Source organism: Terrihabitans rhizophilus (assembly GCF_033898525.1).
Lineage (GTDB): Bacteria > Pseudomonadota > Alphaproteobacteria > Rhizobiales > Methylopilaceae > Flaviflagellibacter > Flaviflagellibacter rhizophilus.
This window is the reverse complement of record NZ_JAXAFJ010000005.1, coordinates 52,212-77,124: the sequence shown is the minus strand read 5'-3', so window position 1 is coordinate 77,124 and position 24,913 is coordinate 52,212. Positions and strand designations below refer to the sequence as shown.

At 66.0% G+C, this 24,913-nt stretch carries 22 protein-coding genes, 1 pseudogene and 1 riboswitch; of the genes and pseudogenes, 11 read left to right on the top strand and 12 right to left on the bottom strand.

The annotated features are described in order from the left end of the window. Window positions 1–69: 69 nt before the first annotated feature. Both SCD90_RS09840 and SCD90_RS09835 read right to left on the bottom strand, forming a co-directional pair. Complete coding sequence (locus SCD90_RS09840) at window positions 70–1,302, bottom strand: CCA tRNA nucleotidyltransferase (protein ID WP_319844503.1); 1,233 nt, start codon at window positions 1,300–1,302, stop codon at window positions 70–72. Then, window positions 1,299–1,571 (bottom strand): DUF6111 family protein, encoded by a 273-nt coding sequence (locus tag SCD90_RS09835; RefSeq protein ID WP_319844502.1) that lies wholly within the window; start codon window positions 1,569–1,571, stop codon window positions 1,299–1,301. The genes SCD90_RS09840 and SCD90_RS09835 overlap by 4 nt, the downstream gene beginning before the upstream one ends. Before the next feature lie 178 nt (window positions 1,572–1,749). Here SCD90_RS09835 and SCD90_RS09830 point away from each other — a divergent pair, with 178 nt between their 5' ends. From SCD90_RS09830 to SCD90_RS09810, 5 genes are all read left to right on the top strand, one after another. Beyond that, complete coding sequence (locus tag SCD90_RS09830) at window positions 1,750–2,751, top strand: AAA family ATPase (RefSeq protein ID WP_319844501.1); 1,002 nt, start codon at window positions 1,750–1,752, stop codon at window positions 2,749–2,751. A gap of 6 nt (window positions 2,752–2,757) precedes the next feature. Continuing rightward, window positions 2,758–3,672, top strand: a complete 915-nt coding sequence (locus SCD90_RS09825) for a DUF58 domain-containing protein (protein ID WP_319844500.1) — start codon at window positions 2,758–2,760, stop codon at window positions 3,670–3,672. Further along, window positions 3,669–6,443: a DUF4159 domain-containing protein gene (locus tag SCD90_RS09820; protein ID WP_319844499.1), complete on the top strand. Its 2,775-nt coding sequence runs from the start codon at window positions 3,669–3,671 to the stop codon at window positions 6,441–6,443. The genes SCD90_RS09825 and SCD90_RS09820 overlap by 4 nt, the downstream gene beginning before the upstream one ends. Window positions 6,444–6,452: 9 nt before the next feature. Continuing rightward, window positions 6,453–8,522, top strand: a complete 2,070-nt coding sequence (locus SCD90_RS09815) for a hypothetical protein (protein ID WP_319844498.1) — start codon at window positions 6,453–6,455, stop codon at window positions 8,520–8,522. Window positions 8,523–8,592: 70 nt separating this feature from the next. Continuing rightward, window positions 8,593–8,805 carry a hypothetical protein gene (locus SCD90_RS09810; protein ID WP_319844497.1) on the top strand — a complete coding sequence of 71 codons (213 nt, stop codon included), beginning with the start codon at window positions 8,593–8,595 and terminating at the stop codon, window positions 8,803–8,805. Here the strand turns inward: SCD90_RS09810 and SCD90_RS09805 are convergent. After that, entirely contained in the window at window positions 8,800–9,303 is a 504-nt protein-coding gene (locus tag SCD90_RS09805) for a GNAT family N-acetyltransferase (protein WP_319844496.1), read from the bottom strand. The genes SCD90_RS09810 and SCD90_RS09805 overlap by 6 nt on opposite strands. Before the next feature lie 221 nt (window positions 9,304–9,524). On the opposite strand from SCD90_RS09805, the gene SCD90_RS09800 reads away from it, so the two are divergent. Together SCD90_RS09800 and SCD90_RS09795 are read left to right on the top strand one after the other, a co-directional pair. Then, the gene (locus SCD90_RS09800) at window positions 9,525–10,475 is read left to right on the top strand and encodes a glutathione S-transferase family protein (protein ID WP_319844495.1); all 951 of its coding nucleotides are present in this window, start codon (window positions 9,525–9,527) and stop codon (window positions 10,473–10,475) included. Window positions 10,476–10,731: 256 nt separating this feature from the next. Next, window positions 10,732–11,331 carry a hypothetical protein gene (locus tag SCD90_RS09795; protein ID WP_319844494.1) on the top strand — a complete coding sequence of 200 codons (600 nt, stop codon included), beginning with the start codon at window positions 10,732–10,734 and terminating at the stop codon, window positions 11,329–11,331. On the opposite strand, the gene SCD90_RS09790 is transcribed toward SCD90_RS09795, so the two are convergent. Both SCD90_RS09790 and SCD90_RS09785 read right to left on the bottom strand, forming a co-directional pair. Beyond that, window positions 11,328–12,407, bottom strand: a complete 1,080-nt coding sequence (locus SCD90_RS09790; protein WP_319844493.1) for a quinone-dependent dihydroorotate dehydrogenase — start codon at window positions 12,405–12,407, stop codon at window positions 11,328–11,330. The two genes, SCD90_RS09795 and SCD90_RS09790, sit on opposite strands and share 4 nt — an antisense overlap. Further along, window positions 12,404–12,757, bottom strand: a complete 354-nt coding sequence (locus SCD90_RS09785; protein WP_319844492.1) for a DUF952 domain-containing protein — start codon at window positions 12,755–12,757, stop codon at window positions 12,404–12,406. The genes SCD90_RS09790 and SCD90_RS09785 overlap by 4 nt, the downstream gene beginning before the upstream one ends. A gap of 119 nt (window positions 12,758–12,876) precedes the next feature. Here SCD90_RS09785 and SCD90_RS09780 point away from each other — a divergent pair, with 119 nt between their 5' ends. Next, entirely contained in the window at window positions 12,877–13,503 is a 627-nt protein-coding gene (locus SCD90_RS09780; protein ID WP_319844491.1) for a S24 family peptidase, read from the top strand. A gap of 10 nt (window positions 13,504–13,513) precedes the next feature. Here SCD90_RS09780 and SCD90_RS09775 read toward each other — a convergent pair whose 3' ends face one another. The 3 genes from SCD90_RS09775 to SCD90_RS09765 all read right to left on the bottom strand — a co-directional run bounded on the left by SCD90_RS09775 (window position 13,514) and on the right by SCD90_RS09765 (window position 16,559). Further along, a complete protein-coding gene (locus tag SCD90_RS09775) occupies window positions 13,514–13,972 on the bottom strand; it encodes a YtoQ family protein (RefSeq protein WP_319844490.1) in 459 nt (152 codons plus the stop codon). A gap of 2 nt (window positions 13,973–13,974) precedes the next feature. Further along, window positions 13,975–15,654 (bottom strand): lysine--tRNA ligase, encoded by a 1,680-nt coding sequence (locus SCD90_RS09770; RefSeq protein WP_319844489.1) that lies wholly within the window; start codon window positions 15,652–15,654, stop codon window positions 13,975–13,977. 65 nt (window positions 15,655–15,719) lie between these two features. After that, on the bottom strand, window positions 15,720–16,559 hold the full coding sequence (locus SCD90_RS09765) for a transporter substrate-binding domain-containing protein (RefSeq protein ID WP_319844488.1): 840 nt from the start codon (window positions 16,557–16,559) through the stop codon (window positions 15,720–15,722). Window positions 16,560–16,625: 66 nt separating this feature from the next. Here SCD90_RS09765 and SCD90_RS09760 point away from each other — a divergent pair. Continuing rightward, a pseudogene (locus SCD90_RS09760) lies at window positions 16,626–18,233 on the top strand (glycosyltransferase); the annotation flags it as partial. Between the two features lie 300 nt (window positions 18,234–18,533). Here the strand turns inward: SCD90_RS09760 and SCD90_RS09755 are convergent. Beyond that, a complete protein-coding gene (locus tag SCD90_RS09755) occupies window positions 18,534–19,124 on the bottom strand; it encodes an SCO family protein (RefSeq protein ID WP_319844487.1) in 591 nt (196 codons plus the stop codon). 75 nt (window positions 19,125–19,199) lie between these two features. Then, entirely contained in the window at window positions 19,200–20,456 is a 1,257-nt protein-coding gene (locus tag SCD90_RS09750) for a D-amino acid dehydrogenase (protein WP_319844486.1), read from the bottom strand. Window positions 20,457–20,486: 30 nt separating this feature from the next. Next, window positions 20,487–20,596, bottom strand: a riboswitch (glycine riboswitch). A 221-nt stretch (window positions 20,597–20,817) separates the two neighbouring features. On the opposite strand from SCD90_RS09750, the gene SCD90_RS09745 reads away from it, so the two are divergent. Continuing rightward, window positions 20,818–22,416, top strand: a complete 1,599-nt coding sequence (locus tag SCD90_RS09745) for an OpgD/OpgG family glucan biosynthesis protein (protein ID WP_319844485.1) — start codon at window positions 20,818–20,820, stop codon at window positions 22,414–22,416. A gap of 47 nt (window positions 22,417–22,463) precedes the next feature. Here SCD90_RS09745 and SCD90_RS09740 read toward each other — a convergent pair whose 3' ends face one another. Together SCD90_RS09740 and SCD90_RS09735 are read right to left on the bottom strand one after the other, a co-directional pair. Beyond that, a complete protein-coding gene (locus tag SCD90_RS09740; RefSeq protein ID WP_319844484.1) occupies window positions 22,464–22,676 on the bottom strand; it encodes a hypothetical protein in 213 nt (70 codons plus the stop codon). Window positions 22,677–22,714: 38 nt separating this feature from the next. Beyond that, complete coding sequence (locus SCD90_RS09735; RefSeq protein WP_319844483.1) at window positions 22,715–23,632, bottom strand: aldose 1-epimerase family protein; 918 nt, start codon at window positions 23,630–23,632, stop codon at window positions 22,715–22,717. Between the two features lie 122 nt (window positions 23,633–23,754). Between SCD90_RS09735 and SCD90_RS09730 the strand changes: the two genes are divergently transcribed. Beyond that, window positions 23,755–24,768: an NAD-dependent epimerase/dehydratase family protein gene (locus SCD90_RS09730; RefSeq protein WP_319844482.1), complete on the top strand. Its 1,014-nt coding sequence runs from the start codon at window positions 23,755–23,757 to the stop codon at window positions 24,766–24,768. Window positions 24,769–24,913 lie beyond the last annotated feature (145 nt).

The window sequence follows — 24,913 nt, the reverse complement described above, 5'->3', positions numbered from 1 at the left end:
TGGGCATCATCCGTGGTTTCTCGCCGAACCATATGGAGATTGCTCAATCCGCAATCCAAGATGGGACTGTCAGCCGGCATGGCTGAACGCCTGTTGCCGGATGGACTGAAGGCTGCCTGCATCATCCGGAAAATCGGCATCTCGCCAGAACCGTTCGGCGAGACGAAGCGCGTGCCCAAGTCTCGGCCCGTGCGGAAGGCCCAGCCGGATGAAGTCCTCTGCCCGGAACGGTGGCTGCGGAGGGGTCCAGCTTTGGGGGAAAGCCAGCAGGTCATGCCAGGCTTCTGCATCCGCGTGCGCCCCGGAACCGGCCCAGCCAAGAAGGACACCATCCACGAAAGCTGCGGGTCGGAGCTGATAAAGGATCTGCCGCCTCTTCTTCGCGTCCGCGGCTGGGTCCAGGCCGCAGTGCGTGCCGGCCATCGCAGACAATCGTTCGGTTTCGGCACGCGACAGACGAAGGCGCTCCTGCAGGCGATCCACATCTTCCTGCGTGAACACCGCCAGGGCGCCGAGCCTGAGCACGTTGTCCGGAAGGCGCCCTGTGCCGGCTTCGATCTCCGCTAGCCTCTGCAAGCGCGCGAGCCGCGCAACGCCGCCCGTCAGCACGTTCAGCAGCCCGGCCTCCTCCATCAACGTCATTGTTTCGGAGGCACGCCGCGTCACCAGCAGCTTCAGCAGTTCGGACCTGACGCGTTCCCGCGAAAGCGTGCGAAGGCCATGTCGCTCCCGAATGGCGGCGCTCATCGCCTCCGCATCGGGCGGCCCATCCGCGAACCGGGAGAAGAAGCGGAAAAAGCGCAGCACGCGCAGATAGTCCTCGCGGATCCGCATGCCGGCATTGCCGATGAAGCGCACGCGGCTGTGCTGCAGGTCATCAATGCCGCCCACATGATCGTGGACGAGTCCGTGGCGGTCGAGGAAGAGGCCGTTGATCGTCAAGTCGCGCCGACGGGCGTCCTCGGCCCAGTCGCGTCCAAAGGCGACGACCGCCCGCCGACCATCGGTCTCCACGTCGCGCCGAAGCGTTGTGACCTCGTAGGTGCGGCCCTCGAGCAGGAAGGTGATCGTGCCGTGATCCCGACCGGTGGGGACCGTGCGGATGCCTGCGTCCTTCGCAAGCCGTTCGGTGGTCGCCGGCTCCGCCGTCGTCGCGAAATCCACGTCCTCGGGGATCTTCCCGAGCAGGGCATCGCGCACGGCACCGCCTGCGATGCGCGCTTCCTCCTCCTCCTGGTTCAGAACAGACAGGACACGCGCCACGCCCGGGCTGCGCAGCAGCTCGGCGATGGCAGGGTTCAAGGCTGACCTTTCGGATGCGGCGCGAAATGCCCCGGCACCACCTGCCCGTTCTCATAGCGCGGCGGGATGTAGATGCCGCGCGGCTCGTCGGCGGTGGGATCGAGGAAGAACAGCAGCCCGCCAAGAGCCAGAACCAGGCCGACGATGGAGAGCTTCAGATACGGGACCGCGCGCGACCGGCCGGGGCGGCGCTGGAACGCGTTCCATGCGAAGAACAGAAGGAACGGGAGCAGGAAGAGAAGGACGCTCGGACCAATGGCGCGGATCATGATGCTGCATTTCCCCGTGTCTTCTCGAAAGACAACGGTCTGGCCTCTACCCCGGTCCTATCAATCGCCGCAAAGTGTGTGGTCACGCTCTCGCCCTTTTGTGTCCGACACCATAACCTGATGGGACAAGGCCGGCGCAAGCTGCGAGCGGTGGCCCCAGCCGAAAGACAAGCAAGCGATGAGCGTCACCGAAGCCGAATCCCTGGACGCCATGATCCTGCGCAATGCGGAGAGCACCATCGCGCAGGTGGCCGCCGCACGGCAGGCGCTTGGCGAGGTCATCTTTGGGCAGGAACAGGTGGTTGAGCGTGCCCTGCTCACGATCCTGTGCGGAAGCCACGCTCTGCTGGTCGGCGTGCCGGGCCTCGCCAAGACAAAGCTTGTGGAGGCCATGGGAACGGTGCTGGGCCTCGATGCCCGTCGCGTGCAGTTCACGCCCGATCTGATGCCGTCGGACATCCTTGGTTCGGAAGTGCTCGAAGAGGGCGCCGGCGGCGTGCGGGCGTTCCGCTTCATCCGCGGCCCGGTTTTCGCGCAGCTGCTGATGGCCGACGAGATCAACCGCGCAAGCCCGCGCACGCAGTCGGCCCTGCTGCAGGCCATGCAGGAGCATCACGTCACGGTGGCCGGCGAGCGCCATGACCTGCCGCATCCCTTTCACGTGCTTGCCACGCAGAACCCGCTGGAGCAGGAGGGCACCTATCCCCTGCCCGAGGCACAGCTCGACCGCTTCCTGATGCAGATCGACGTCACTTATCCGGGCCGCGAGGACGAGCGCCGCATCCTTCTGGAGACGACCGGGGCCGAGGAAACAACCGCTCGTCGCGCCATGAGCGCGGAGGATCTTCTTGTGGCGCAGCGGCTTATCCGGCGCCTGCCGGTCGGGGAAAGCGTGGTCGATGCGATCCTCGATCTTGTGCGCTCGGCTCGCCCGGAGACGGCGGATCCGCAAATTGGCCGGTTCATCGGCTGGGGCCCCGGCCCCCGTGCCAGCCAGGCTCTCATGCTCGCGGTGCGCGCACGCGCTTTGCTCGATGGCCGCTTCGCGCCCTCGGTCGAGGATGTGATGGCACTGGCCGAACCCGTCCTGAAGCACCGCATGGCGCTGACGTTTGCAGCACGTGCGGAAGGACGCACCGTTTCGGACGTCATCGTGCGCCTCGCGGAGAGGCTCGGCTGACGGCGGATGGTGCAGGTCCGGACGTTCCAGCCCGACGAGATCGCTCCCGGAGCACGCCACAATGCTGCCGCGCAAGGTTTGGCGGCGGCAATGCCGCGGCTTGTGGTCTCCGCACGCCGCATCGCGGCCAGCGTCGTGCATGGGTTGCATGGGCGGCGGCGTTCCGGCACCGGCGAGAACTTCTGGCAGTTCCGTCGCTTCAACTCGGGCGAACCGGGTAGCCGCATCGACTGGCGGCGCTCCGCACGCGGCGACAATCTGTTCGTGCGGGAGCATGAATGGGAAGCCGCGCACACCGTGTGGTTGTGGATCGACACCTCATCCTCGATGGCTTACCGCTCCAGTCTCGCCGAGGATTCCAAGGCCGAACGCGCCGTGATCATCGGGCTCGCGCTTGCGGATCTGCTGGTACGGGGCGGTGAGCGCGTCGGCATCCTCGGACTGGGCGCGCCGACCGCGAGCCGCAGGGCCATCGAGGTGCTGGCCCAGCGTCTGGCCTCCGCGCCCGCAGGGTCCGGCCTTCCAATGGCCCATGCCCTCGCTCCCCTGGAGGAAGGCGTGCTGATTGGCGACTTTCTCGCGCCGGAGGATGAGATCGCCGAGACGGTGCGCACGCTGTCCAATCGCGGCGCCCGAGGGCACCTGCTCTCCATCTCCGATCCGGTCGAGGAGACTTTTCCCTTTTCCGGGCGCACGGAATTCCTCGACCCCGAAGGTGCCCAGCGCATCACGCTCGGCCGCCCGCAGGATCTGCGCGCCGGCTATGCCGCCCGCCTGCAGGCCCATCGTGAAGCGGTCGATGCCGCCGCTGCCGCCAGTCTGTGGTCCAGCGGACGTCATCGCACCGACAATCCGGCGACCGGGGCACTTCTCGCGCTCCACGCGCAACTTGGCGCACCCGTCGAGGGAGCCCGGCTGTGAGCGCCCTGCCCTTCGCCTTTCTCAGCCCCTGGCTTCTTGCCGGCCTGATCGTGCTTCCGGCGCTGTACTTCCTGCTGCGCATGGTCCCGCCCCGGCCGCGCAGCGTACATTTCCCGCCGCTTCGCCTCCTGCTGGACATCCGCAGCGAAGAGAGCGCGGCGCGCACGCCGTGGTGGCTGATCCTGCTGCGGCTCGGAATGGCCGCCCTGATCATCCTTGCGCTGGCCGCACCGATCCTCAACCCGGCACCGCCGGTCGCCCCCGGTAGCGGACCGGTGGCGCTGCTGGTCGAAACCGGCTGGGCGAGCGCGCCGGACTGGCCGCAGCGTGTCGAGGCCATCGAGAGCGAGATCATCCGCGCGGAAACGGCTGGCCGCCCTGTGGCCCTGCTCGATCTCGGCGGCGGCCCTTCGGACCTGTCCATTACGACGCCTGCGGGAGCTCGCGAAGTACTGCGGACCCTCGCACCCCGGCCGGACACCTCCCGTCCAGCCGACCATCTCGATCGCATCACGGCCTTTGTGCGGGAGCATGCCGCGACGGAGATCGTGTGGTTCACGTCAGGCCTTGAAGCGCGAGGCGGGCGCGCCTTCGCCGAAGGGCTGGCCGGTATAGGCAATGACAGCCGTGTGGCGGTGCGTGTCCCGGCCCGCACCACGCGGGCGTTGGCAGGTGCGGACAACACGCCTGACGCACTGACGGTGCGGGTGCTGCGCGGCGAGTCGGCTGCCGGCGAGAGCGGAAGCGTTCGTGCTTTCGACCTGCGGGGAAGACCGCTGGGCGACACCGTCTTCACCTTCCCCGACGGTGACCTCCAGACAACGGCCCGCTTCGAACTGCCTCTGGAACTCAGAAACGACATCGCGCGCCTGGAACTTGCCGATGGCCGTTCCGCCGGAGGCGTGCAGATGCTCGACGAGAGATGGCGCCGCCGTGCAGTGGGCCTGATTTCGGGCGCGACCGCAGACACCGCGCAGCCGCTGCTCTCGCCGGTCTACTACCTGTCCCGCGCACTGGAGCCGTTCGCGGATGTGCGCAACGCTGCGGGCGGTTCGGCTTCCGAATCGGTCTCCACCTTCGTCGAGGATGGCGTTTCCGTCATTGCGATGGCCGATGTCGGCACGCTGACGCCGGACGCCCATGATCGGCTTCTGGCCTGGGTGGACAATGGCGGCATGCTGATCCGCTTCGCCGGCTCGCGCCTGGCCGCTGCGGAGGAGGACGATCTGGTTCCGGTCCGGCTCAGGCGCGGCGGCCGCGTGCTCGGCGGCGCCTTGGCGTGGTCGACACCGCAGGGGCTCGGCGCTTTCCCGCCAGGCAGCCCTTTCGCAGGCTTGCCGGTGGCCGAAGAGATAAAGGTGAACCGTCAGGTGCTGGCCGAGCCCTCCCCCGACCTTGCCGAGCGCACCTGGGCCGTGTTGTCCGACGGCACGCCTCTCGTCACCCATCGGCGTCAGGGCACCGGCACTCTCGTGCTGTTCCACGTCACAGCGGACACCGTCTGGTCGAACCTTCCGATCTCAGGCGTGTTCGTCGATATGCTGCGCCGCACCGTGGCATTGTCCGGAGACGCCGGAACAGCCGATGCAACCGCCGAAGCTGGCGAAACAGCCCCCGCAACACTGGCCCCGACGCGCACCCTCGATGGAACGGGCGCCTTCCGGGCGCCGCCGCCTTACGCGAAGCCGGTGCCCGCGACCGGCCTGCCGGTCGCTGATCGCGACCACCCGCCCGGCATCTATGGGCCGCCCGACGGCTTCGTCGCAGTCAACGCGCTCGAAGCCGACGCAGCGCTGGCGCGGCTCGATCTGGATGGATTGGGCGTTGAGGTGCGCAGCTACGTCGCCGCGGAACCGGAACCGCTGGCGCCATGGCTGATGACGGCCGCCTTCCTGGCGTTGCTGGCCGACACAATCCTCGTTCTCCTGCTGTCGGGACGCATGCCCCGCCTGCGGCGTGCCGGCGCGACAGCCGCCCTGCTGGCAGGCGCTTTCCTTTTCCACCCTGTGCCGGGCCACGCACAGGAAGATAAGGAGATGGGCGCCGCGCTGACGACGCGCCTCGCCTATGTGGTCACCGGCGACGCCGAGATCGACCGCATCAGCAAGGCAGGTCTCGAAGGCCTCACATTCGAACTGGCCGCCCGCACCGCCTTCGAACCCGGAGAGCCGGTCGGCATCGATCCCGCCCGTGACGAACTGGCCTTCTTCCCCGTTATCTACTGGCCCGTTTCAGAGAGCGCCACGACACCGCCGGCGGAAACCCTGGCCCGCGTGGACGCCTATATGAAGAGAGGCGGCAGTATCATTTTCGACACCCGCGACGCGCCATTCGCGTCAACCGCGGGAGCCGCCAACGGCGCGCTGCGTCGTATCCTGGCCGGACTCGACGTGCCGGAACTGCAGCAGATCACGCCGGAGCACGTCCTGACGAAGAGCTTCTACCTGATGTCCGGCTTTCCCGGGCGCTTCAACGAGGGGCCGCTCTGGGTGGAGGCGCAGCCCACGGCTGAGGAACAGGAGAGCGGCGAAGCCGATCTTGTCAGTTCCGGCGACGGCGTGTCGCCCATCCTCATCACGTCGAACGATCTGGCCGGCGCCTGGGCGGCGGACGATCAGGGCCGGCCTCTGCTGCCGACCGTGCCCTCGGATCCGAGACAACGCGAACTTGCCTACCGCGCCGGCATCAACATCGTGATGTATGCCCTCACCGGCAACTACAAGGCAGATCAGGTGCACCTGCCCGCCCTTCTCGAACGGCTGGGCCAGTAGGAGCGCCGCGTGGATCTCGACCTCTCCTTCGCTCCGCTGCTGCCGCTGCCGGCGCTGATCGTCGCCGCGGTGCTCGCCGCAGCAGCTATCGCAGCGCTGATTTTCGTGCGGCCACGGGGCGCCATGCTGCGTGGCATCGCGCTGGCGCTGCTGCTGCTGGCGATCGCCAATCCTGCGATCAACTGGACCGAGCGCGACACGGTGCCCAACGTGCTGGCGGTCGTCGTCGACCGCAGTGCCAGCCAGAACCTCGATGGCCGCGACGAGCGCACCGCCGAAGCCCGGCGGCTGGTGGAGGAACGCGCCCGCGCGCTGCCGAACATGGAGGTACGCATCGTCGAAGGCGGTGCGCCCGGACAGGGCTCGGACGGCACGGAGCTCTTCAAAGCCTTGCAGGCGGCCCTCTCGGACGTGCCGCCTGACCGCGTGGCCGGGGCGGTCTTCATCTCGGACGGCATCGTGCATGATGTTCCCCCGGACCTGCAGGCCCTCGGCTTCAAGGCCCCCATGCACGCGCTGTTGTCCGGCCGCGAGAACGAGCGCGACCGTCGCGTGGTCCTGACTGCTGCACCGCGCTTCGGCATTGTCGAGCGCACCCAACGCGTCGGCTTCCGCGTCGATGATGTGGGCATCTCGGGCGAGGAGCCTGTGACCGTCATCGCGCGGCGTGACGGCGAGGAGATTGCGCGGTCCGTCGTGATCCCCGGCCGCAATGCCAGCGTCGAGGTGCCGATCGCCCATGCGGGGCCGAATGTGGTGGAGATCGAGGCCTCGGCGGTCGACGGCGAGCTCACGCTCGCGAACAATCGCACCGCCTTGCAGATCGAGGGCGTCCGCGAGAAGCTGCGCGTGCTGCTGGTCTCCGGCGAGCCGCATTCCGGAGAGCGCACCTGGCGCAATCTTCTGAAGGCGGATGCCGGCGTCGACCTCGTTCACTTCACCATTCTGCGCCCGCCGGAGAAGCAGGACGGCACCCCCATCAACGAATTGTCGCTGATCGCCTTCCCGACGCGCGAACTCTTCGTCACGCGCATCCAGGACTTCGACCTCATCATCTTCGACCGCTATGCGCGGCAGGGCATCCTTCCGATGCTCTACTTCGACAACATCGCCGAATATGTCCGCAATGGCGGCGCCGTGCTGGTGGCGGCGGGACCGGACTATGCGGGGCCGGGCAGCCTGTCCGAGACGCCGCTCGCCTCCGTCCTGCCTGCGGAGCCTATCGGAGGGGTGATCGAGCAGCGCTTCAAGCCTCTGGTGACGGATGCGGGCAAACGGCACCCGGTGACGCGCAAGCTTCCGGGTGACGGCACCGTGCCCGACTGGAGCGACTGGTTCCGCGTGGTGGAAACCGAAACGCGCGAAGGCCAGACCCTGATGTCCGGCGCGCAGGATCGTCCGCTTCTGGTGCTTTCGCGCGAGGAGGAGGGCCGGGTTGCCGTGCTTCTCTCGGATCAGGCATGGCTGTGGGCGCGCGGCTTCGAAGGCGGCGGTCCGCATCTCGACCTGCTGCGCCGCACCGCGCATTGGCTGATGAAGGAGCCCGACCTTGAAGAAGAGGCGTTGCGGCTTCGTGCCAGTGGCGGCCTGCTCACGGTGGAACGGCAGACCATGGAGGACACCCCTCCGCAGGTCACACTGACACTTCCCTCCGGGGCCACTCGGCCCATTACCCTTCAGCAGACTGAGCCCGGCCTGTTCACGGCGAGCCTCGAAACCGGCGAAGTGGGCCTTCACCGCGCAGAGGACGGCACCTTCACCGCTCTGGTCAATGTCGGAACGCCAAATCCCCGCGAGTTCCAGGAGGTCGTCTCGACGGCGGATCGGCTGCAGCCTGTCACGGATGCGTCGGGTGGATCCGTGCGACGCCTGCTGCAAGGCAGCGGCAGCCTTGATGTTCCGCGTATCGTGGCCGTGCGCGATGGTACGCGGGCATATGGGGCGGACTGGATCGGCGTCCGGCAGGCGCAGGCCAGCACCGTGCGCGGCCTCGACATCTTCCCGCTCTTCGCCGGCTTCGCGGGCTTCATCCTGCTGATCGGCGCGCTGGCCGCAGCCTGGGCGCGCGAAGGCCGCTGATCCGCTCCCTTGAAGGGGAACCTTCGCCGCAACCCTCCCGTTTCCCCCGGAACGCAGTGGAGGAAAGCCGATGGCCATCGCCGTTTACGAGATCATGCCCCGCGAAGAGAAATGGTTCGTCCTGCACGACGGCAACGAGGCCGGGCCATATCTTTCGAGCGAGGCCGCTCTCGTGGCCACCACCTCTGCCGCCAGCGCAAGCCTGATGGACGGACTTGGCGTGGAGATCCGCGTGCAGCCGGGCATCAAGGCGCCTGCGAGCCCGCGCGAAGGCGGTCTATAGCCCGCCGGGGTTTGCCGGCCCGCTGACATCCACGAAGGCCCCCGGCTGGAGCTCGCAGATCAGCACGCGGGCGGGATCGACGGGACCCGGCATGGCAATGCGGCCCGGCGGGACACGCCGGAAGCCGAAGCGGCCATAATAGGGCTCGTCGCCGACCAGCAGTATCAACGCATGCTGGCCCTCGCGCGCCGCGGCAATGGAGCGTTCCATCAGCGTGCTGCCGATGCCGCGGCCCATAAAGGCTGGTTCCACCGTCAGGGGACCCAGCAGCAGCGCAGGTGCGGTGCCGATCCGGATGGGCGTCAGCCGCACGGATCCGACGAGCAGGGTCGCGACTTTCGCGACGAAGGACAGTTCAGGCAGGGGCGCCACACCCTCGCGCAGCCTGAAGGCGCTGCGCGCGAAGCGGCCGGGGCCGAACGCCCGCTCGTGCAGCTTGTCGATGGCAGGGGCGAGGTCCGGGCTCTCCGGCCCGATGTCGAGAGAAAGAAGCGTCATGTGAAGGCTCGCGGCACGTGGTGCGGAGGCCGCGAACAGGGTTCAGCGGCGGAAAATTTCCGGTGCGCAGCTACGCACCTCAAGACCGCATCGTCGGACCACAGGAACCCCCGGAAGAACGGGCGCGACTAACATCACAGTGCATTCCCCGGCACAAGTAGGAAGAACGGGCGTTCTTCTGGAGCCGCTCCTCCAATCCAACGAACAGGCGAGGTGTCACCATGGGTCAGCTGGTTCACGGCAAGTGGGAGACCACCTGGTACGACACCAAGAAGTCGGGTGGCAGGTTTGTCCGCGAGAGCTCCAGGTTCCGGAACTGGGTGACGGCTACGGGCGAACCCGGACCGAGCGGCGACGGGGGCTTCAAGGCTGAAGCGGGCCGCTATCACCTCTACGTCTCGCTTGCCTGTCCCTGGGCGCACCGTGCGCTGATCTTCCGAAAGCTGAAGTGCCTTGAGGATGCGATCAGCGTCTCCGTCGTCGATCCTCGCATGGCCGATGAAGGCTGGGTGTTTGGCGACTTTCCCGGCGCAACACCCGACCATCTGTTCGGGCACAGGCGGCTCTATGAAGTCTATCTGGAGGCGGACCGCGCCTATACCGGCCGCGTCACCGTGCCGGTGCTGTGGGACCGCGAACGCGGCACCATCGTCTCGAACGAATCCGCGGACATCATCCGCATGATGAACAGTGCCTTCGATGCCCTGACCGATGCGCGGGAGGATTACTGGCCCGCCCCACTGCGCGAAGAGATCGAGGAGGTGAACGCGCTGGTCTATGAGCGCGTGAACAACGGCGTCTATCGCGCGGGCTTCGCCACGACGCAGGAGGCCTATGAGGAAGCCGCAACCGCGCTGTTCGAAGCTCTGGACATGCTGGAAGGCCGCCTCGGGCGAACACCTTTCCTGATCGGAAACCAGTCCACCGAAGCGGATTGGCGGCTGTTCACTACCCTCGTGCGCTTCGATGCGGTCTATCACGGCCACTTCAAGTGCAACCGGCGCCGCATTGCCGACTACTCAAACCTGTCGGCCCTGCTGCACCGGCTCTACCACACGCCGGGCGTGGCCGAGACCGTAGACCTCAACCACATCAAGACGCACTACTACTGGAGCCACACCGGCATAAACCCGACGCGGATCGTTCCCATCGGGCCGGACCTCAAATTTTAGATCGTTCGTCCGCGGGAACGGACCTCATCCTCGGCTTGTCGAGGAATGCTTGCGCTCCCTGCCCGACCATCCTTCGACAGGCTCAAGATGAGGCAGAATCTGGTGCACGGCTGGCGCGGACGAGACCACCTGCCGCCAGCGGCTGTTCACCTTGTTGGCAAGTCTTCGATTCGCGCGGGGATGGCCGCCTCCGCCACACTTCCGCTCACCTATTTTGAAGGGTAGTTTGTCAGGCTCGTAAACCAAGGGTTAACCAATGGAAATGCCACGCGAAGCAGGTGTGCCAAGCCTCCGCGAGGCATTGCGCCGGGCGCGCACGGCATCGGCTGAGCGGACCGGCGTCCTGGTCGAACTCCGCACGGCGGAAATGGCGCGGCTCGACCTGCTGAAGGAAAAGCTGGAGCCGGTGTTTGCGCAGGTTCCGCAGGACGTCGAGCTGTTCGATTCCGCCATCATGCCCGGAGATCCCGCGCGCCTGTTCATCGACGTGCTCGGCTTCGTCGAACTCGACCGTGACAAGCGAACCTATAGGTTCTTCCAGGACACGCGGCATGGCCGCAGGCTGCTGGCCGAAACGGAGAGCCTGGACGGGATCACGCAGGCCATCACCGACTACGTGGCCCACCGTATCGTGGAGCGCGAGAAGGCCCTTGCCTCGGATGTTCCGGGCAGCTTTGTAACCCGCGCCATGGAAACGGCCGCGCCTGCGGTGCCCACAGGACCGGCAGCACCCGCCGTACCGGCAGAAACGCGCCGGGAGAGGAGCAGTTCTCTCCCCCTTATCGTGTTGGTGGGCATTCTCATTGCCATCGGCGCCTTCTGGGCCTCCGGCTTCGTCTGGGACGCCGGACGCTAGCCCGGCCCCTCGGCTGCAATGGCGTCACGGTCGCGGCCGATGAAATCGGTGATGGACGGGGCTGCTTCCCGCTCCATGGCGGCTAACAGGCCGGTCTTGATCTCGCCGATCAGGCCAGGGCCGTTATAGGTCATGGCGGTGTAGAGCTGGACGAGGCTTGCACCCGCACGGAGCTTTGCCAGCGCGGTCTCGGCGGAGTCCACGCCGCCGACGCCGACCAGCGGCACCCGGCCCTCGGTCCGCCGTGCGGTTTGGGCAAGCATCCATGTAGCCCGGCGAAACAGCGGCGCGCCAGAGAGACCGCCGGCTTCGGCCATCGCCGCATCGGTCAGGCCCGGCGGCCGGGTGATGGTGGTGTTGGAGACGATGAGACCATCGACGCCCCGCGCCAGCGCCACTTCGACCGCATCATCCAGATCGTCCAGTGCCAGATCGGGTGCCAGCTTCAGCAGCACGGGCCGGCGGATGCGTGCCTCCTCGCGAGCCTCCATGACGCGGGCCAGAAGATCGTCCAGCGCATCGCGTGCCTGAAGATCCCTCAATCCCGGAGTGTTGGGCGAGGAGATGTTGATGGTCAGGTAGCTGGCGAAGGTGGAGAAGGCGCGCACGCCCGCCGCATAGTCAGCCGCGCGGTCCAGCGCGTCCTTGTTGGCTCCCACATTGACGCCGACAATGCCCGGACGCCCGGCACGCTGGGACAGCCGTGTGAGCGCGGCCTGATGGCCGGCATTGTTGAAGCCCAGCCGGTTGATAACGCCCTTTGCCTCGGGAAGACGGAAGATGCGAGGCTTCGGATTGCCGGGCTGCGCCTTGGGCGTGATCGAGCCCACTTCCACGAAGCCGAACCCCATCCGCAACAACGGGTCGGGCACCCGCCCGTCCTTGTCGAAGCCCGCCGCAAGGCCCACCGGATTCGGAAAGCGCAGCCCGAACGCCTCCACCGCCAGCCTCGGATCATCGGGCGGCGCGGCGCGCATCGGCACGCTTTCCAGTGCCGAGATCGTCATGTCGTGCGCGCGCTCGGGGTCCACGCCGCCCAGGACGCTGCGGAGAAGAGGCCAGCCGGCAGTGATCATGATGCAGTATCCGGAAAGATGTGTTGGCCGCCGACGAACGGAAGCGGCTTGGCCCAGAGGACGGAGGTCAGCGGCAGGTCGCCGTAAAGGTGCGGGAACAGGTCGCCTCCCCGCGAGGGCTCCCATCTCAGGGCGTGGGCATCGAGCTTTGCCGTGTCGATCGCGAGCAGGACGAGATCGTCGCGGCCGGCGAAATGACGCCGCGCGGTTTCTGCCACCTGTTCGGACGTCGAGAAGTGGATGTAGCCGTCGGCATGATCGACCGGCGCACCACGGAAGACCCCCGCCCTCTGCGCCTCCTGCCACAAGGCATCGTCCAAGATTTTAAAGATGAGGCCGCTGGAAACCATGGTGCGGAGTGTTAGGCGCGCTGTCAGCGGCGATCAAGCGCCGGAAGGTCGGCATCTACTGGACAACGCAAGTAGAAGGAGCTAATTCCTACTATCCGCATAAAAGCCGGAAGGCGCACATGCTTACCCACAACCGCATCTGGGCAGCGATCGACCAGCTCGCCGAGAGCAACGGATTGTCGGCCTCGGCGCTCGCCAAGCGGGCCGGGCTGGACCCCACCACCTTCAATCGTTCGAAGCGGGTCGCCGCCGACGGGCGTCCGCGCTGGCCGTCCACCGAATCCGTGGCGAAGATCCTGCACGCCACCGGCTCTTCTCTGGAAGCTTTCCTCGACCTTGTCTCGGCATCTCCGAAGGCCAATCGGGCCGTGCCACTGATCGGCCTCGCACAGGCCGGCGCGGGCGGGTTCTTCACCGATGCCGGATTTCCGGCGGGAGAAGGCTGGGAGGAGGTCAATCTCCCGGCCGTTGCCGACGAACACGCCTACGCGCTGGAAATATCAGGCGATTCAATGCTGCCGCTTTACCGGAACGGCGACGTCATCGTTGTTTCACCCGCAGCCGAGGTGCGGCGCGGCGACCGCGTGGTGGTGAAAACCAATGAAGGCGAGGTTCTGGCAAAGGAGCTGAAGCGCCGCACCACCAAGCTGGTGGAGCTGCGCTCCTTCAATGCGGAGCATCCGGATCGGACAATCCCGCTCGATCAGGTGGCGTTTATCGCCCGCATCCTCTGGTCGAGCCAATAGGGCGTCAGCCTCAGCGCTTCAGGTCGCCCGTCAGGACATAGGCGAGAATTTCGACCACCTGCCCGGCCGTTTCCGCCACGGCGAGTGCGGCGCCGTCGACTTCCTTCAGCGGATGCGTCAGCGACAGATCGTGCAGCACGATCAGCGACTTGCCGAGCGCATAGGCGATGCCGGCATCGAACGCGGCATTCCACTGCTTGTACTTGTCGCCGAAGCGCACCACCACGATGTCGGCCTTGCCGATCAGGGTGCGGGTGCGGATCGCGTTGATCTTGGCGCCCTTGTGGTCCCGCCAGAACGTCCGCTCTTCCTCGCCGAGGATGACCGCGCCGCAATCGTCGCTGTTTTCGTGCACGGTCACCGGCGCGGTGAACACGATGTCGAGCCCGGCCGCCTTTGCGCCCTGCTCGATCTGCTCGCGCCAGTCGGTGTGGATTTCGCCCGACAGATATACGTTCAGCCCGCTCATTATCACGCCGCCGCAAATTCGTTGTTGAGGGCCCGTGCGATGAGCGCCCGTGTGTCCTCGATGCCGAACACCGCAACGAAGGAGCCGAAGCGCGGCCCCTTCTCCTGCCCGATCAGCGTCTTGTAGAGCGTGCCGAACCAGGCATGCGACACGCCGGGGCGTCCGTCCGGAGACTTCGCCTTGCCGGAGGTGTCGGGATAAAAGGTGCGGCCGATCTCATAGACCTGCGCTTGTATGGCGTCGGAGGTCGCATCGGCCGGCAGCGCCGCCAGCGCCACGTCGAGGGCTTGGAGTGCTGCACGCGCGGTCTCGTCGGGCGCGGCGAACACCTTCTTGGGCTTTACGAAGTCGTGGTAGTAGCGCACGGCGTAGCCGACCAGCGCGCCAAGGCGCGGATGGGTCTGCGGCCCGACACCCGGCGCATATTGCCGGATGAAGCCCCAGAGCTGCTCCTCCGTTTCCGCATTCGACACCGAGGCGATGTTGAGCAGCATCGAGAACGACAGCTGCACCTCCTCCGAGCCGATCCGCTCAACCGCCGGCGGCTCGCCGGAATGGATGTGGAAGACGGGGTTCAGCAGCCGGTCCTTCGGCTCCTGCTGCGGGTACTTCTCCAGGAAGTTCAGGTAATCGTCGACATTGCGCGGGATCACGTCGAAGTGGAGCCGCTTCGCAGACCGGGGGCTCTGGTACATGTAGAGCGACAGGCTCTCCGGCGATGCATAAGCCAGCCAGTCCTCGATGGTCAGGCCATTGCCCTTGGACTTCGATATCTTCTGGCCGTTCTCGTCGAGGAACAGCTCGTAGTTGAAGCCTTCCGGCGGCTCGGCGCCCAGCACGCGGGCGATCTGGCCGGACAGCTTCACGGAATCGATCAGGTCCTTGCCGGCCATTTCGTAATCGACGCCAAGCGCTACCCAGCGCATCGCCCAGTCCGCCTTCCACTGGCACTTCACGCACCCGCCGGTGACCGGCGTTTCCATCCGCTCGCCCGTCTGGGGATCGAGGTAGGTGATGGTGCCCGCGGCGACGTCGCGGTCCACCATCGGCACCTGCAGCACCACGCCGGTGCGCGGGCAGATAGGGAGAAAGGGCGAATAGGTAGCGCGACGGTCCGGTCCCAGCGTCGGCAGGATGATGTCCATCACCTCGTCATACTTGGCGAGCATCCGCAGCAGCGTCTCGTCCATGCGGCCGGACGTGTACTGCTCCGTCGCGCTCAGGAACTCGTATTCGAAGCCGAACCTGTCGAGGAACGCGCGCAGCCGGGCATTGTTCGCCGCGCCGAAGGAACCCTCCGGGCTGCCGAACGGGTCGGGCACCCTCGTCAGCGGCTGGCCAAGATAGGCAGCTATGGCATCGCGGTTCGGCACATTGTCCGGCACCTTGCGCAGGCCGTCGAGATCGTCGGAGAAACAGACGAGACGCGTGGGGATGCGGTCTTCGGTCAGCACCCGGAAGGCATGCCGCACCATGCTGGTGCGCGCCACCTCGCCGAAGGTTCCGATATGTGGAAGGCCCGAGGGGCCATAGCCTGTCTCGAACAGCACCGTCTTGCCGGCATCGCCGCCACGGCGCTCCAGCCTGTCCACGATCTTGCGCGCTTCTTCGAACGGCCATGCCGTCGAAACCTTCGCCAATGCCGCGATGTCCGCGGCCGTGCCGGTACCGGCAACGCTCATCTAATCTTGTCTCCAGAAATCGGCCGGAACCTAGGTGGCGGCCGGGGTAGCCGTCAAATCTCGCGTTAGAAGATACCGATGGGGAACCAGCGCAGGTAGAGATCGGCCATCGCGCCGCTGGTCTCAATCTCGTCCAGCGCGCGATCCAGCTGCTGGCGCAGGCGAACCTCGCCCTTCTTCACCGCGATGACCATCCCCTCGCCAAAGAAGCGGCTCTCTGGATAGGGGCCACCCACGAAGCTGCAGCACTCCGCCGATTCTGTTCCGCCAATCCACAGCGACAGGGACACGCCGTCACCGAACAGCAGATCGGCCCGCTTTTCCCGCAGCGCCGCGCGGGCGGCGTTCGCATCGGCCTCTGCCATCAATTGCGCCTGTGGGAAGAAGGCCTTCAGGAAAGCCTCGTGCGCGGTGCCTTGAACCACCGCGACCTTCTTGCCGGCCAAGGCATCTGGCGAGATCTCGGACGGCTGGCTGTCCCGCAGCGCCACGAAGCGGGCGGGCAGCCTGAAATAGGGACGCGTGAGATCCAGCCTCTCGCGCAGCGCGGCCGTCGGCTTCATGCCCGCGATGAGAGCGTCCGCGCGTCCACTCTCCACCGCAGCCGGCAGTTCGTCCCATGGCAGGGCCTGGATCGTGCAGGGAAAGTTCAGGCGCGCGCAGATCGCCCTCGCCAGATCGACATTGAGCCCCGCCGGGTTTCCATCGCCGCCGACGAACTGGAAGGGCGGGAACTCGGAGGCTGTCAGGAAGCGCACGACACGGCTCGGCCCGGGAGGGGCCGGTGTCGGCTCCAGCGGCGCGACCCGGAAGCGGGGAAGCGGGGAAGCTTCCTGCGCAGAGGATGCGGCAGGCGCCAGAGCAAGGAGCAGCCCGGCAAGGCCGAGCGCGAGCGCGATGCGCATTTTGTCGTTTTACCAGCGTCAGTTGATCCGGATTAGCTTATAACGCCGACGGGAGCGGGGGAAAGCATGCTGCCGGGCGGGGCAAAGCATCGCGTGTCGGCGCACGGAGGGGATCTGCCGCCGGCCCAGGGCGGCACGATCCCTCACGGCCGCGATCTTTCGCTCGATGAAGACGTACCTTCCACGGACACGATCATGCGCGCTCTCCTCGGCGCCATGACGAACGACGGCGAAGCCCGGCAGGCCTCACAGCAGGCAGGCGGCTGGAATCCGAGCGCGATGGACTGGCTCCTCGCTCTCTCTTCAGTACCGGCCAGCGATCTGGTGGGCCGCCTTGCCCGCCGGCTCGAACTCCGCGCCGCGCGTCTGGAAGACGTTCCCGCCGCCTTCCTCGATGTCGCCAAGACGCGCGCTGCAGCGAGAGCCGGCGTGTTGCGGCTTCCGGACAGCCGCTTGGTCGTGGCTGTGCGCGGAACCTGCATGGAGGCGCTTGCCCGCCAATTGCTGATCCTGCCCGGCATGCGCCACCAGATCCTGCTGGCGGAACCCGATCTGTTCGCGAACCTCCTGATCCGGGCAGCGGCGCCGGCACTGGTGGTCACCGCGTCCGAAGGACCCGCGCGCGAGCAATCCGGCCAGAGCGCGAGAGCGGCCTGGCTGGCGCCCTGCTGCTTTCTCGTGCTGAGCATTGCCGTGGCGCTGGCGCTCTGCGCCACCGTGGCGAATTCGCTGATCGCGGCCATACCGCTTTCGCTTGTCTTCATCGCCCTCACGGCGCTGCGGTTGCTGGCCGTGCGGGCCGAGCTTTCGGTCGAGAGCCGACCTCGCGTTCCGGATGCTCGCCTGCCCGTCTACACCGTGCTTGTGCCGCTCTACCGGGAAAGCCGCTGCCTGCCCGAACTGATCCAGGCGCTCGACGGCTTCGACTATCCGGCCGTCAAGCTGGACGTGAAGCTGCTGGTGGAGGAAGCCGACCAGGAAACCCGCTCGGCGCTCGAGCATGTGCATCTCCCCGGCCATTTCGAGGTTCTGGTGCTTCCTGATGGGCAGCCCCGCACCAAGCCCCGCGCGTTGAACATGGGCCTCGTCCTTGCCCGAGGCAGCTTCGTTGCCGTGTTCGACGCCGAGGACCGGCCCGATCCGGGTCAACTCCGTGAGGCGCTGCACGCCTTTGCGCGAACCGGGCCACATCTCGGCTGCGTGCAGGCGCGACTCGCGATCGACAACATCCGGGACCATCCGCTGACGCGCCTGTTCGCGCTGGAATATGCCGGCCTGTTCGACGCTCTCCTGCCGGCGCTGTCGCGTTCGGGCCTGTTCTTCCCGCTGGGCGGAACGTCCAACCATTTCCGCACCGAGGTGCTGGACCGGCTGGGCGGCTGGGATGCGTGGAACGTTACGGAGGACGCCGATCTCGGTGTCCGGCTGGCGCGCGCGGGCTATGCGTCCACCACCATCACATCCACCACCTACGAGGAGGCGCCCAACACCTTCCACGCGTGGCTGAAGCAGCGCACGCGGTGGCTGAAAGGCTATGCCCTGACCTGGATGGTGCACATGCGCAGTCCGCGCCGGCTGCTGCGCGATCTTGGCTGGCGCAACTTCCTTGTCTTCCAGGCCTTCATCGGCGGTGTGCCGCTTAGCGCCATCATGCTTCCCATCTTCCTGACCAGCGTGTTCGCCCACACGGCGGCTGGGCTATGGCTGACGGGCGAAGGTGGCTGGGCCCATTCGGCGACGGAGGGGCTGGAGCTGCTGAACCTCGTGCTCGGCTTCGGCACGGCCATTGCGCTGGGCGCCATCGGAGCGGATCGGCGCAACCTGTCCTGGCTGAACCGCTGGCTGCCGCTGATGCCGCTGTACTGGCTGCTGGGATCCGCCGCCATGTGGCGCGCCACCTTCCAGATGCTGCATGCGCCGCATCTCTGGGAAAAAACCGAACACGGCCTTGCCCGCACGTCGCGGATGCAGCGGCTAAAGAACCGTACGCAGCTCGTCGACGATCTCGGCGGTGGGACGCTGCATGTTCAGCGGCCGGACGAAGCCGCCATTGCGGTCCATGATGTAGACAAGCGCCGTGTGGTCCATCGTGTAGGAGCCATCGTCCAGCGCCACCTTCTTCGCGTAGGCACGGTAGGTCTTGACCATCGCCTCGACCGAGGCCGTGTCACCCGTGATGCCCCGGATCCTCGGGTTGAAGCTTGAGAGATAACGCTGGAGGACCTCCGGCGTGTCCCGCTCCGGGTCCACGGTCACGAACAGCGCGTTGATCCCTTCGGCCCGGGGGCCAAGGCCGTTGAGGGCCTGCGACAGTTCGAACAAGGTGGTCGGGCACACATCGGGGCAATGGGTGAAGCCGAAGAAGACGAGGAAGGGCTTGCCCTTCATCTCGGCTTCGGTGACCGCCTTGCCGTCCTGATCGACCCCCCGGAACGATCCGCCCACCAGCGAGGCGGTGTTGGTGACGGCCTGCCGGGACGGCATCATCCACAGCATCGCGACGGCAATCACCACGAGGCCAGCGATGAAGAAGGACAGGCCGAGGACTGGTCCACGAAGCCTCATGTGTGGTCGCTCCCTTTCGCGCAGACCTAGTCCGGCCGGAACTGCGGCGTCAAACGCGCTGACGCCGCAGCCGGATCAAGCCTGGGTGAAGGCGAAATCCACCGGCGGATTATTGCCGGAGATGATGTCGGCGATTGCACGGCCGGAGCCGCAGGCATGGGTCCAGCCAAGGGTGCCGTGCCCGGTGTCGAGGTACAGGTTCCGCACCCGCGTGCGTCCGATATACGGCACGTTGGAAGGCGTCAGCGGCCGCAGCCCGGTCCAGAAGCTGGCCTGCGAGGTGTCGCCCGCGCCGGGGAACAGTTCTTCCACTCGGCGCACGATGGCCTCGCAACGCACCGGGTTGAGGTCGAGATTGTAGCCGTTCAGCTCAGCCGTGCCCGCGATCCGGAGCCGGTTGCCGAGGCGGGAGAAGACCAGCTTGTACTCATCGTCCGTCAGGCTCACGTGATAAGCCTTGTCCGGATCCGCCACCGGCATGCTGACCGAGTAGCCCTTGGCCGGATAGATGTTCAGGTCGATGCCATGCGGCCGCACCATCATGGGACTGTAGCTGCCGAGGCAGACCACATAGGCATCGGCCTGCAAAGTCGCGTAGGAGCCATCCTCCGAGCGGACGCGGACGCCGGTGATCTCGCCGCCCTCCTCGTTCATCCCGAAAACGGTGGTGTTGTAGAGGAATGAGACCCCCGCTGCCTCGCAGAGCTTCGCGAGTTCCCGCGTGAACATGCCGGCGTCGCCGGACTCGTCGGCGACCGTCATGCTGCCTCCGACGATCTTGTCGCGGGCGCCGGCAAGCGCGGGTTCGATGGCCACCACCTGATCCGGCGTCAGCATGTCCAGATCGGCGCCGTGGCGGCGCATCACTTCGGCCGGCTCCTGCGCCGCGTCCCACTCGCTCTGGCTGGTGTAGAAGTGGAGGATGCCCCGTTCCAGATGATCGTACTGGATGCCGGTTTCGGCGCGGAGTTCCTGGAGCGACTGACGCGAATACAGTCCGAGATTGACGATCTGCGCGATGTTCCGGCTGGTTCGCGCCGCCGTGCATTCGCGCAGGAAGCTGAGCCCCCAGCGCCACTGCCGCCAGTCCGCGCGAAGACGGAACAGGAGCGGCGCATCTTCCCGCCCCAGCCACTTCATCAGCTTCAGTGGAGCCGACGGATTGGCCCAGGGCTCGGCGTGGGAGACCGAAATCTGCCCGCCATTGGCGAAGGAGGTTTCGCGACCGGCGCCGCCCTGCCGCTCAAGGACGGTGACCTGATGGCCGGCTTTCTGAAGGTACCAGGCGGCGGACGTGCCGATGACGCCGGCACCAAGAACGAGGACATGCATAAGAGCTCTCCGCAAAGGATTTCGGGTCCATGTCCCCGACCTGTCCTTTTGCCTGAGAGATTCACGAGGCCAATGACGGCTCCGCTTGCCCCTTCGGCGGCCCTGAACCTGGGTTCAGCGCGCTCTCCAGATCTCCTCTCCAGCCGTTCCAGTACCTGACCTGAGCGTTTTCGGGAATTGCGCCTTCGGTAGCCTTGCGGCTTCTCCTGGATCGACCGGGCCGCGAAGCTGCGCGGCCTCATCAATATAGCCTAATTTACCTGCTCTTTGAAGGGCATGCGCGCATCTTCGTAGGGCTGCGGATTGATCGCCATGGCTTAGGTCACTAAAGAAAGCTCGGACGTTTCTGTCGGAACAGCAGATGAGGATGCACAACGTGACTCCGGATCGGCGTGAATTTATCTGCGGGCTTCTCGGTTCCCTTGCATCGGCGGGCATCGCCGATCAGGCCTTCGCCCAGAACTCACACCCGATGGGCCCGTCCCAGCCGTTTTCGTTCGAGGGATTGATCGAACGCGCGAAGCAGCGCTCCGCTGAGCCGTACAAGCAGCCCTACCGCCCCGCCCCTGAAATCGTCTCGAAGATCGACTATGCCACCCATGGCAAGATCGTCTTCAAGGCCGATCAGGCGCTGAACGCGAACGGGCCCGGCGCCTATCCTATCGAGTTCTTCCACCTCGGGATGTATTTCCCGAAAAAGGTCAGCATCAACCTCATCGAGAGCGAGACCTCGCAAGAGATCCTGTTCTCGGCCGACTACTTCGACATGCCGAAGGACAGCGTGGCGCGGGGCCTGCCCTCGGACGCAGGCTTCGCTGGCTTCCGCCTCCACGAGTCGCGTCGCCGGAAGGACTGGAAGCACCAGGACTGGATGGTCTTCCTCGGCGCATCCTATTTCCGCTCTATCGGATCGCTGAACCAGTACGGGCTTTCGGCGCGCGGAATCGCGGTCGATGTCAGTGTGCCCACACCCGAGGAATTCCCGGACTTCGTGGAGTTCTACATCGATCCGGCGCGGAAGGAGGGCGACCCCACCTTCGTATACGCGCTGCTCGACGGTCCCAGCATCTCAGGCGCCTACAAGTTCGCGGTCATCCGCACCGACGGCGCCGTGATGGACGTGGACGCCCGCCTGTTCGCCCGCAGGCCTATCCAGCAGCTCGGCATCGCGCCGCTGACCTCCATGTTCTGGTACGGCGAGTACAACCGCATGCGCCTCATCGACTGGCGTCCGGAGGTGCACGATTCGGACGGCATTGCGCTCTGGACCGGCAAGGGCGAGCGCATCTGGCGTCCGCTGAACAATCCGCGGCGAGTGGTCACCTCCAGCTTCCAGGACACGAACCCCCTCGGCTTTGGCCTGCTGCAGCGGGATCGCAACATCGAGAACTATCTCGACGGCGTGAACTATGACCGCCGCCCATCGCTGTGGGTGCAGCCGCTGCACGATTGGGGAAAGGGATCGGTGCAACTCGTCGAAATCCCGACGCAGGACGAAATCCACGATAACATCGTCGCATTCTGGGTTCCGGAACAGGCGATCGAGGCCGGCACATCGCTCAACTTCCGCTACCGCCTGCACTGGCGCGCCGAGGAGCCCTTCCCCGCGGAGCAACTGGCGGATGTGTTCGCCACCCGCATCGGGCGCGGCGGCGAACCGGGGCAGGACCACACCGCGACACCGGATGCGGTCAAATTCGTGGTCGAATTCGAGGGTGGCGCCCTGGCTGGTCTGACGACCGAAGCACCTCCCCAGGGCACGGCCTCGACCTCGCGTGGCATGCTTACCGACGTTATCGTAGAGCCTATTCCGCGGACCGAGCGCTGGCGCGCCCGGTTCGACCTCAAGGGCGCCGATGGCGTCGATCCTGTGGAGCTGCGCCTGTTCCTGCACATAGGCGAGCAGGCATTCAGCGAAACCTGGGCCTTCCAGTTCTGGCCGGATCAACCCGCAGGCTGATGTAAAAGGCGGGCCGCCCGGCCCGCCTTTTTCGTGATCAGTGGCAGCTAGTGAACGTGGCCAAGCTGCTTCAGCAGGGCATGCGCCACATCGTCGGTCACCCGCCTGCGGTACTTGCGATGGACCAACTGGCCGTTGTGGTAGATGTCCTGCTCGATATAGACGACATCGCCGTCCCAGCGGAGGATCTGATCGCTCTCGGTGGTTTCGATAACCCCGAGTTCCTCGATCAACTGTCCGTCTTCGCGCCTTCCCGGCATCTCCATCCTCCCTTGTAACGCTCACAATACAACGGAGGTTAGACCCGATCTTCCTGGTGGTCGAGAACGCTGATGCGGACGGCAAAACGCGCGGTTCCGTCCTCGGGCACATTGACGATGCCGGGCTTGTCGCGCAGTTCACCGTCGAAGTCTTCGGGGCTGGCATGCCCGTGCCAGGGTTCCAGGCAGACAAAGCCCGCTCCGGGCTTCGACCAGATGCCGAGATGCGGCATGTCCGGAAACTCGACGCTGATTTGAGGCCCGCCCCTGCCGCCATAGACCAGCCGCCGGCTCCTGGGCTGATCGAAGACCAAGGCATCTTTGCTGAACAGCTCATCCGTCAGCGCCAGGCGGCGTTTCCTAACCGGGTTTGGCACGGTACCCGGCTTCAACAGGCCGTCGTTCAACTGCCGTATTCCCGCAGGCTCATCGGCGTCGAACCGCACCACATGATCTTCACGCGCTCCGCCTTCCGGAAGCGGCCACACGAAAGCCGGGTGGAACCCGAAGGAAGCGGGCAAGTCACCGCTGCCGGTATTGGTGACCGATGCGGTGATCGCGAGTTCGTTGCCCTTGAGCTCGTACAGTACGTCCAGCCTGAATTCGAACGGGTAGGCTTCACGGGTGGAGGCGTCGGGCGACAGCCTGAACAGGCAATGGCCGGCATCCGCCTCGATGGAGCGGAACTGCGATTTCCTCGCAATGCCATGCTGCTTCATCGGAAAAGACCGACCGGCAACCTTAACCTGATCGTTCCTGACGCGGCCGACGATGGGGAACAGCAGCGGCGCGTGCCAGCCCCAGACTTCCTCATCCCCGCTCCAGAGCAGATCGCGCCCCTGCGCATCCTGCAGGCGCACCAGTTCGGCGCCCTTGGCTGCCACTGTAGCCGTAAGCGCCTCGCTGCGGAGAACCGCCTCGTCACCTGCCGTCACCTGTCCGTCTCCCGTCGCCATCTATCCTCCCGCGCCCCACCGGGCATTGTCATGGACGATGAACACCACCGCGTGTAACCAACCCGTGTGACCGCACGTTGTTTCGGCGTCGCCTGGGCAGGCATCACATAAGCGGGTCGTTCATGCGTTTCTTGATCACGGGAACAGCGGGCTTCGTGGGGTTCCATCTCGCGCGACGCCTGCTGGCCGATGGGCACCAGGTCACCGGCTTCGATGGCATGACGCCCTATTACGACGTGCAGCTGAAGCGGGACCGGCACGCGGTGCTCGAGGCCAATGACGGCTTCCACGCCCATGTCGCGATGCTGGAGGACATGGACGCCCTCACCCGTGCCGCGGAACAGGCGCAGCCCGACGTGATCGTCCACCTCGCAGCACAGGCCGGTGTCCGCTACAGCCTCGAGAACCCCCGCGCCTATGTCGACTCCAACCTCGTCGGCTCCTTCAACGTCCTGGAGATCGCGCGGCTGACGCAGCCTGCCCACCTGCTCCTGGCATCGACCAGTTCAGTCTACGGCGCGAACACGCAGATGCCGTTCTCGGAGACGGATCCCACCGATCATCCAATGACGCTCTATGCGGCGACGAAGAAGGCCATGGAGGCGATGTCGCACTCCTACGCCCATCTCTGGAACCTGCCGACCACCTGCTTCCGCTTCTTCACCGTCTACGGACCTTGGGGACGGCCGGACATGGCGCTCTTCAAGTTCGTCGCGCAGATCGAGGCAGGACAGCCCATACCCGTCTTCGGCAACGGCCAGATGCAGCGCGATTTCACCTATATCGATGACCTGGTGGAGGCTGTCGCCCGACTTGTCGACGTCGTCCCCGTTAGAGGAGAGCCGGTGCAAGGGGAAGGTGTCACGGACACCCTCTCCCCGGCTGCTCCGTGGCGGATCGTCAATCTGGGCGGCGGCGCTCCAGCCGGACTGATGCAGTTGATCACGTCCACAGAGGCTGCATTGGGCCGGACCGCCATCAAGGACATGCTGCCCATGCAGCCCGGCGACGTGCCCGTGACGCATGCGGACTACAGACTTCTGGAGGCCCTGACCGGCTACAGGCCACGCACATCGCTGGAGGAAGGGATAGCCCGGTTCGTCGAGTGGTATAGGGATTACCGCAAAACCGGGTGAGCGCTTGCCGAGGGCGCCAGCCCCCTTTAGTGTCCGGCCTGCGCGGGCGTAGTTCAGAGGTAGAACNGTCGAGTGGTATAGGGATTACCGCAAAACCGGGTGAGCGCTTGCCGAGGGCGCCAGCCCCCTTTAGTGTCCGGCCTGC

Excerpts from the sequence above, each read along its gene's own strand:
- SCD90_RS09835 (WP_319844502.1), bottom strand. The coding sequence starts at position 1,571 with ATGATCCGCGCCATTGGTCCGAGCGTCCTTCTCTTCCTGCTCCCGTTC.
- SCD90_RS09830 (WP_319844501.1), top strand. The coding sequence starts at position 1,750 with ATGAGCGTCACCGAAGCCGAATCCCTGGACGCCATGATCCTGCGCAAT.
- SCD90_RS09825 (WP_319844500.1), top strand. The coding sequence starts at position 2,758 with ATGGTGCAGGTCCGGACGTTCCAGCCCGACGAGATCGCTCCCGGAGCA.
- SCD90_RS09810 (WP_319844497.1), top strand. The coding sequence starts at position 8,593 with ATGGCCATCGCCGTTTACGAGATCATGCCCCGCGAAGAGAAATGGTTC.
- SCD90_RS09805 (WP_319844496.1), bottom strand. The coding sequence starts at position 9,303 with ATGACGCTTCTTTCTCTCGACATCGGGCCGGAGAGCCCGGACCTCGCC.
- SCD90_RS09800 (WP_319844495.1), top strand. The coding sequence starts at position 9,525 with ATGGGTCAGCTGGTTCACGGCAAGTGGGAGACCACCTGGTACGACACC.
- SCD90_RS09795 (WP_319844494.1), top strand. The coding sequence starts at position 10,732 with ATGGAAATGCCACGCGAAGCAGGTGTGCCAAGCCTCCGCGAGGCATTG.
- SCD90_RS09790 (WP_319844493.1), bottom strand. The coding sequence starts at position 12,407 with ATGATCACTGCCGGCTGGCCTCTTCTCCGCAGCGTCCTGGGCGGCGTG.
- SCD90_RS09785 (WP_319844492.1), bottom strand. The coding sequence starts at position 12,757 with ATGGTTTCCAGCGGCCTCATCTTTAAAATCTTGGACGATGCCTTGTGG.
- SCD90_RS09780 (WP_319844491.1), top strand. The coding sequence starts at position 12,877 with ATGCTTACCCACAACCGCATCTGGGCAGCGATCGACCAGCTCGCCGAG.
- SCD90_RS09775 (WP_319844490.1), bottom strand. The coding sequence starts at position 13,972 with ATGAGCGGGCTGAACGTATATCTGTCGGGCGAAATCCACACCGACTGG.
- SCD90_RS09770 (WP_319844489.1), bottom strand. The coding sequence starts at position 15,654 with ATGAGCGTTGCCGGTACCGGCACGGCCGCGGACATCGCGGCATTGGCG.
- SCD90_RS09765 (WP_319844488.1), bottom strand. The coding sequence starts at position 16,559 with ATGCGCATCGCGCTCGCGCTCGGCCTTGCCGGGCTGCTCCTTGCTCTG.
- SCD90_RS09755 (WP_319844487.1), bottom strand. The coding sequence starts at position 19,124 with ATGAGGCTTCGTGGACCAGTCCTCGGCCTGTCCTTCTTCATCGCTGGC.
- SCD90_RS09750 (WP_319844486.1), bottom strand. The coding sequence starts at position 20,456 with ATGCATGTCCTCGTTCTTGGTGCCGGCGTCATCGGCACGTCCGCCGCC.
- SCD90_RS09745 (WP_319844485.1), top strand. The coding sequence starts at position 20,818 with ATGAGGATGCACAACGTGACTCCGGATCGGCGTGAATTTATCTGCGGG.
- SCD90_RS09740 (WP_319844484.1), bottom strand. The coding sequence starts at position 22,676 with ATGCCGGGAAGGCGCGAAGACGGACAGTTGATCGAGGAACTCGGGGTT.
- SCD90_RS09735 (WP_319844483.1), bottom strand. The coding sequence starts at position 23,632 with ATGGCGACGGGAGACGGACAGGTGACGGCAGGTGACGAGGCGGTTCTC.
- SCD90_RS09730 (WP_319844482.1), top strand. The coding sequence starts at position 23,755 with ATGCGTTTCTTGATCACGGGAACAGCGGGCTTCGTGGGGTTCCATCTC.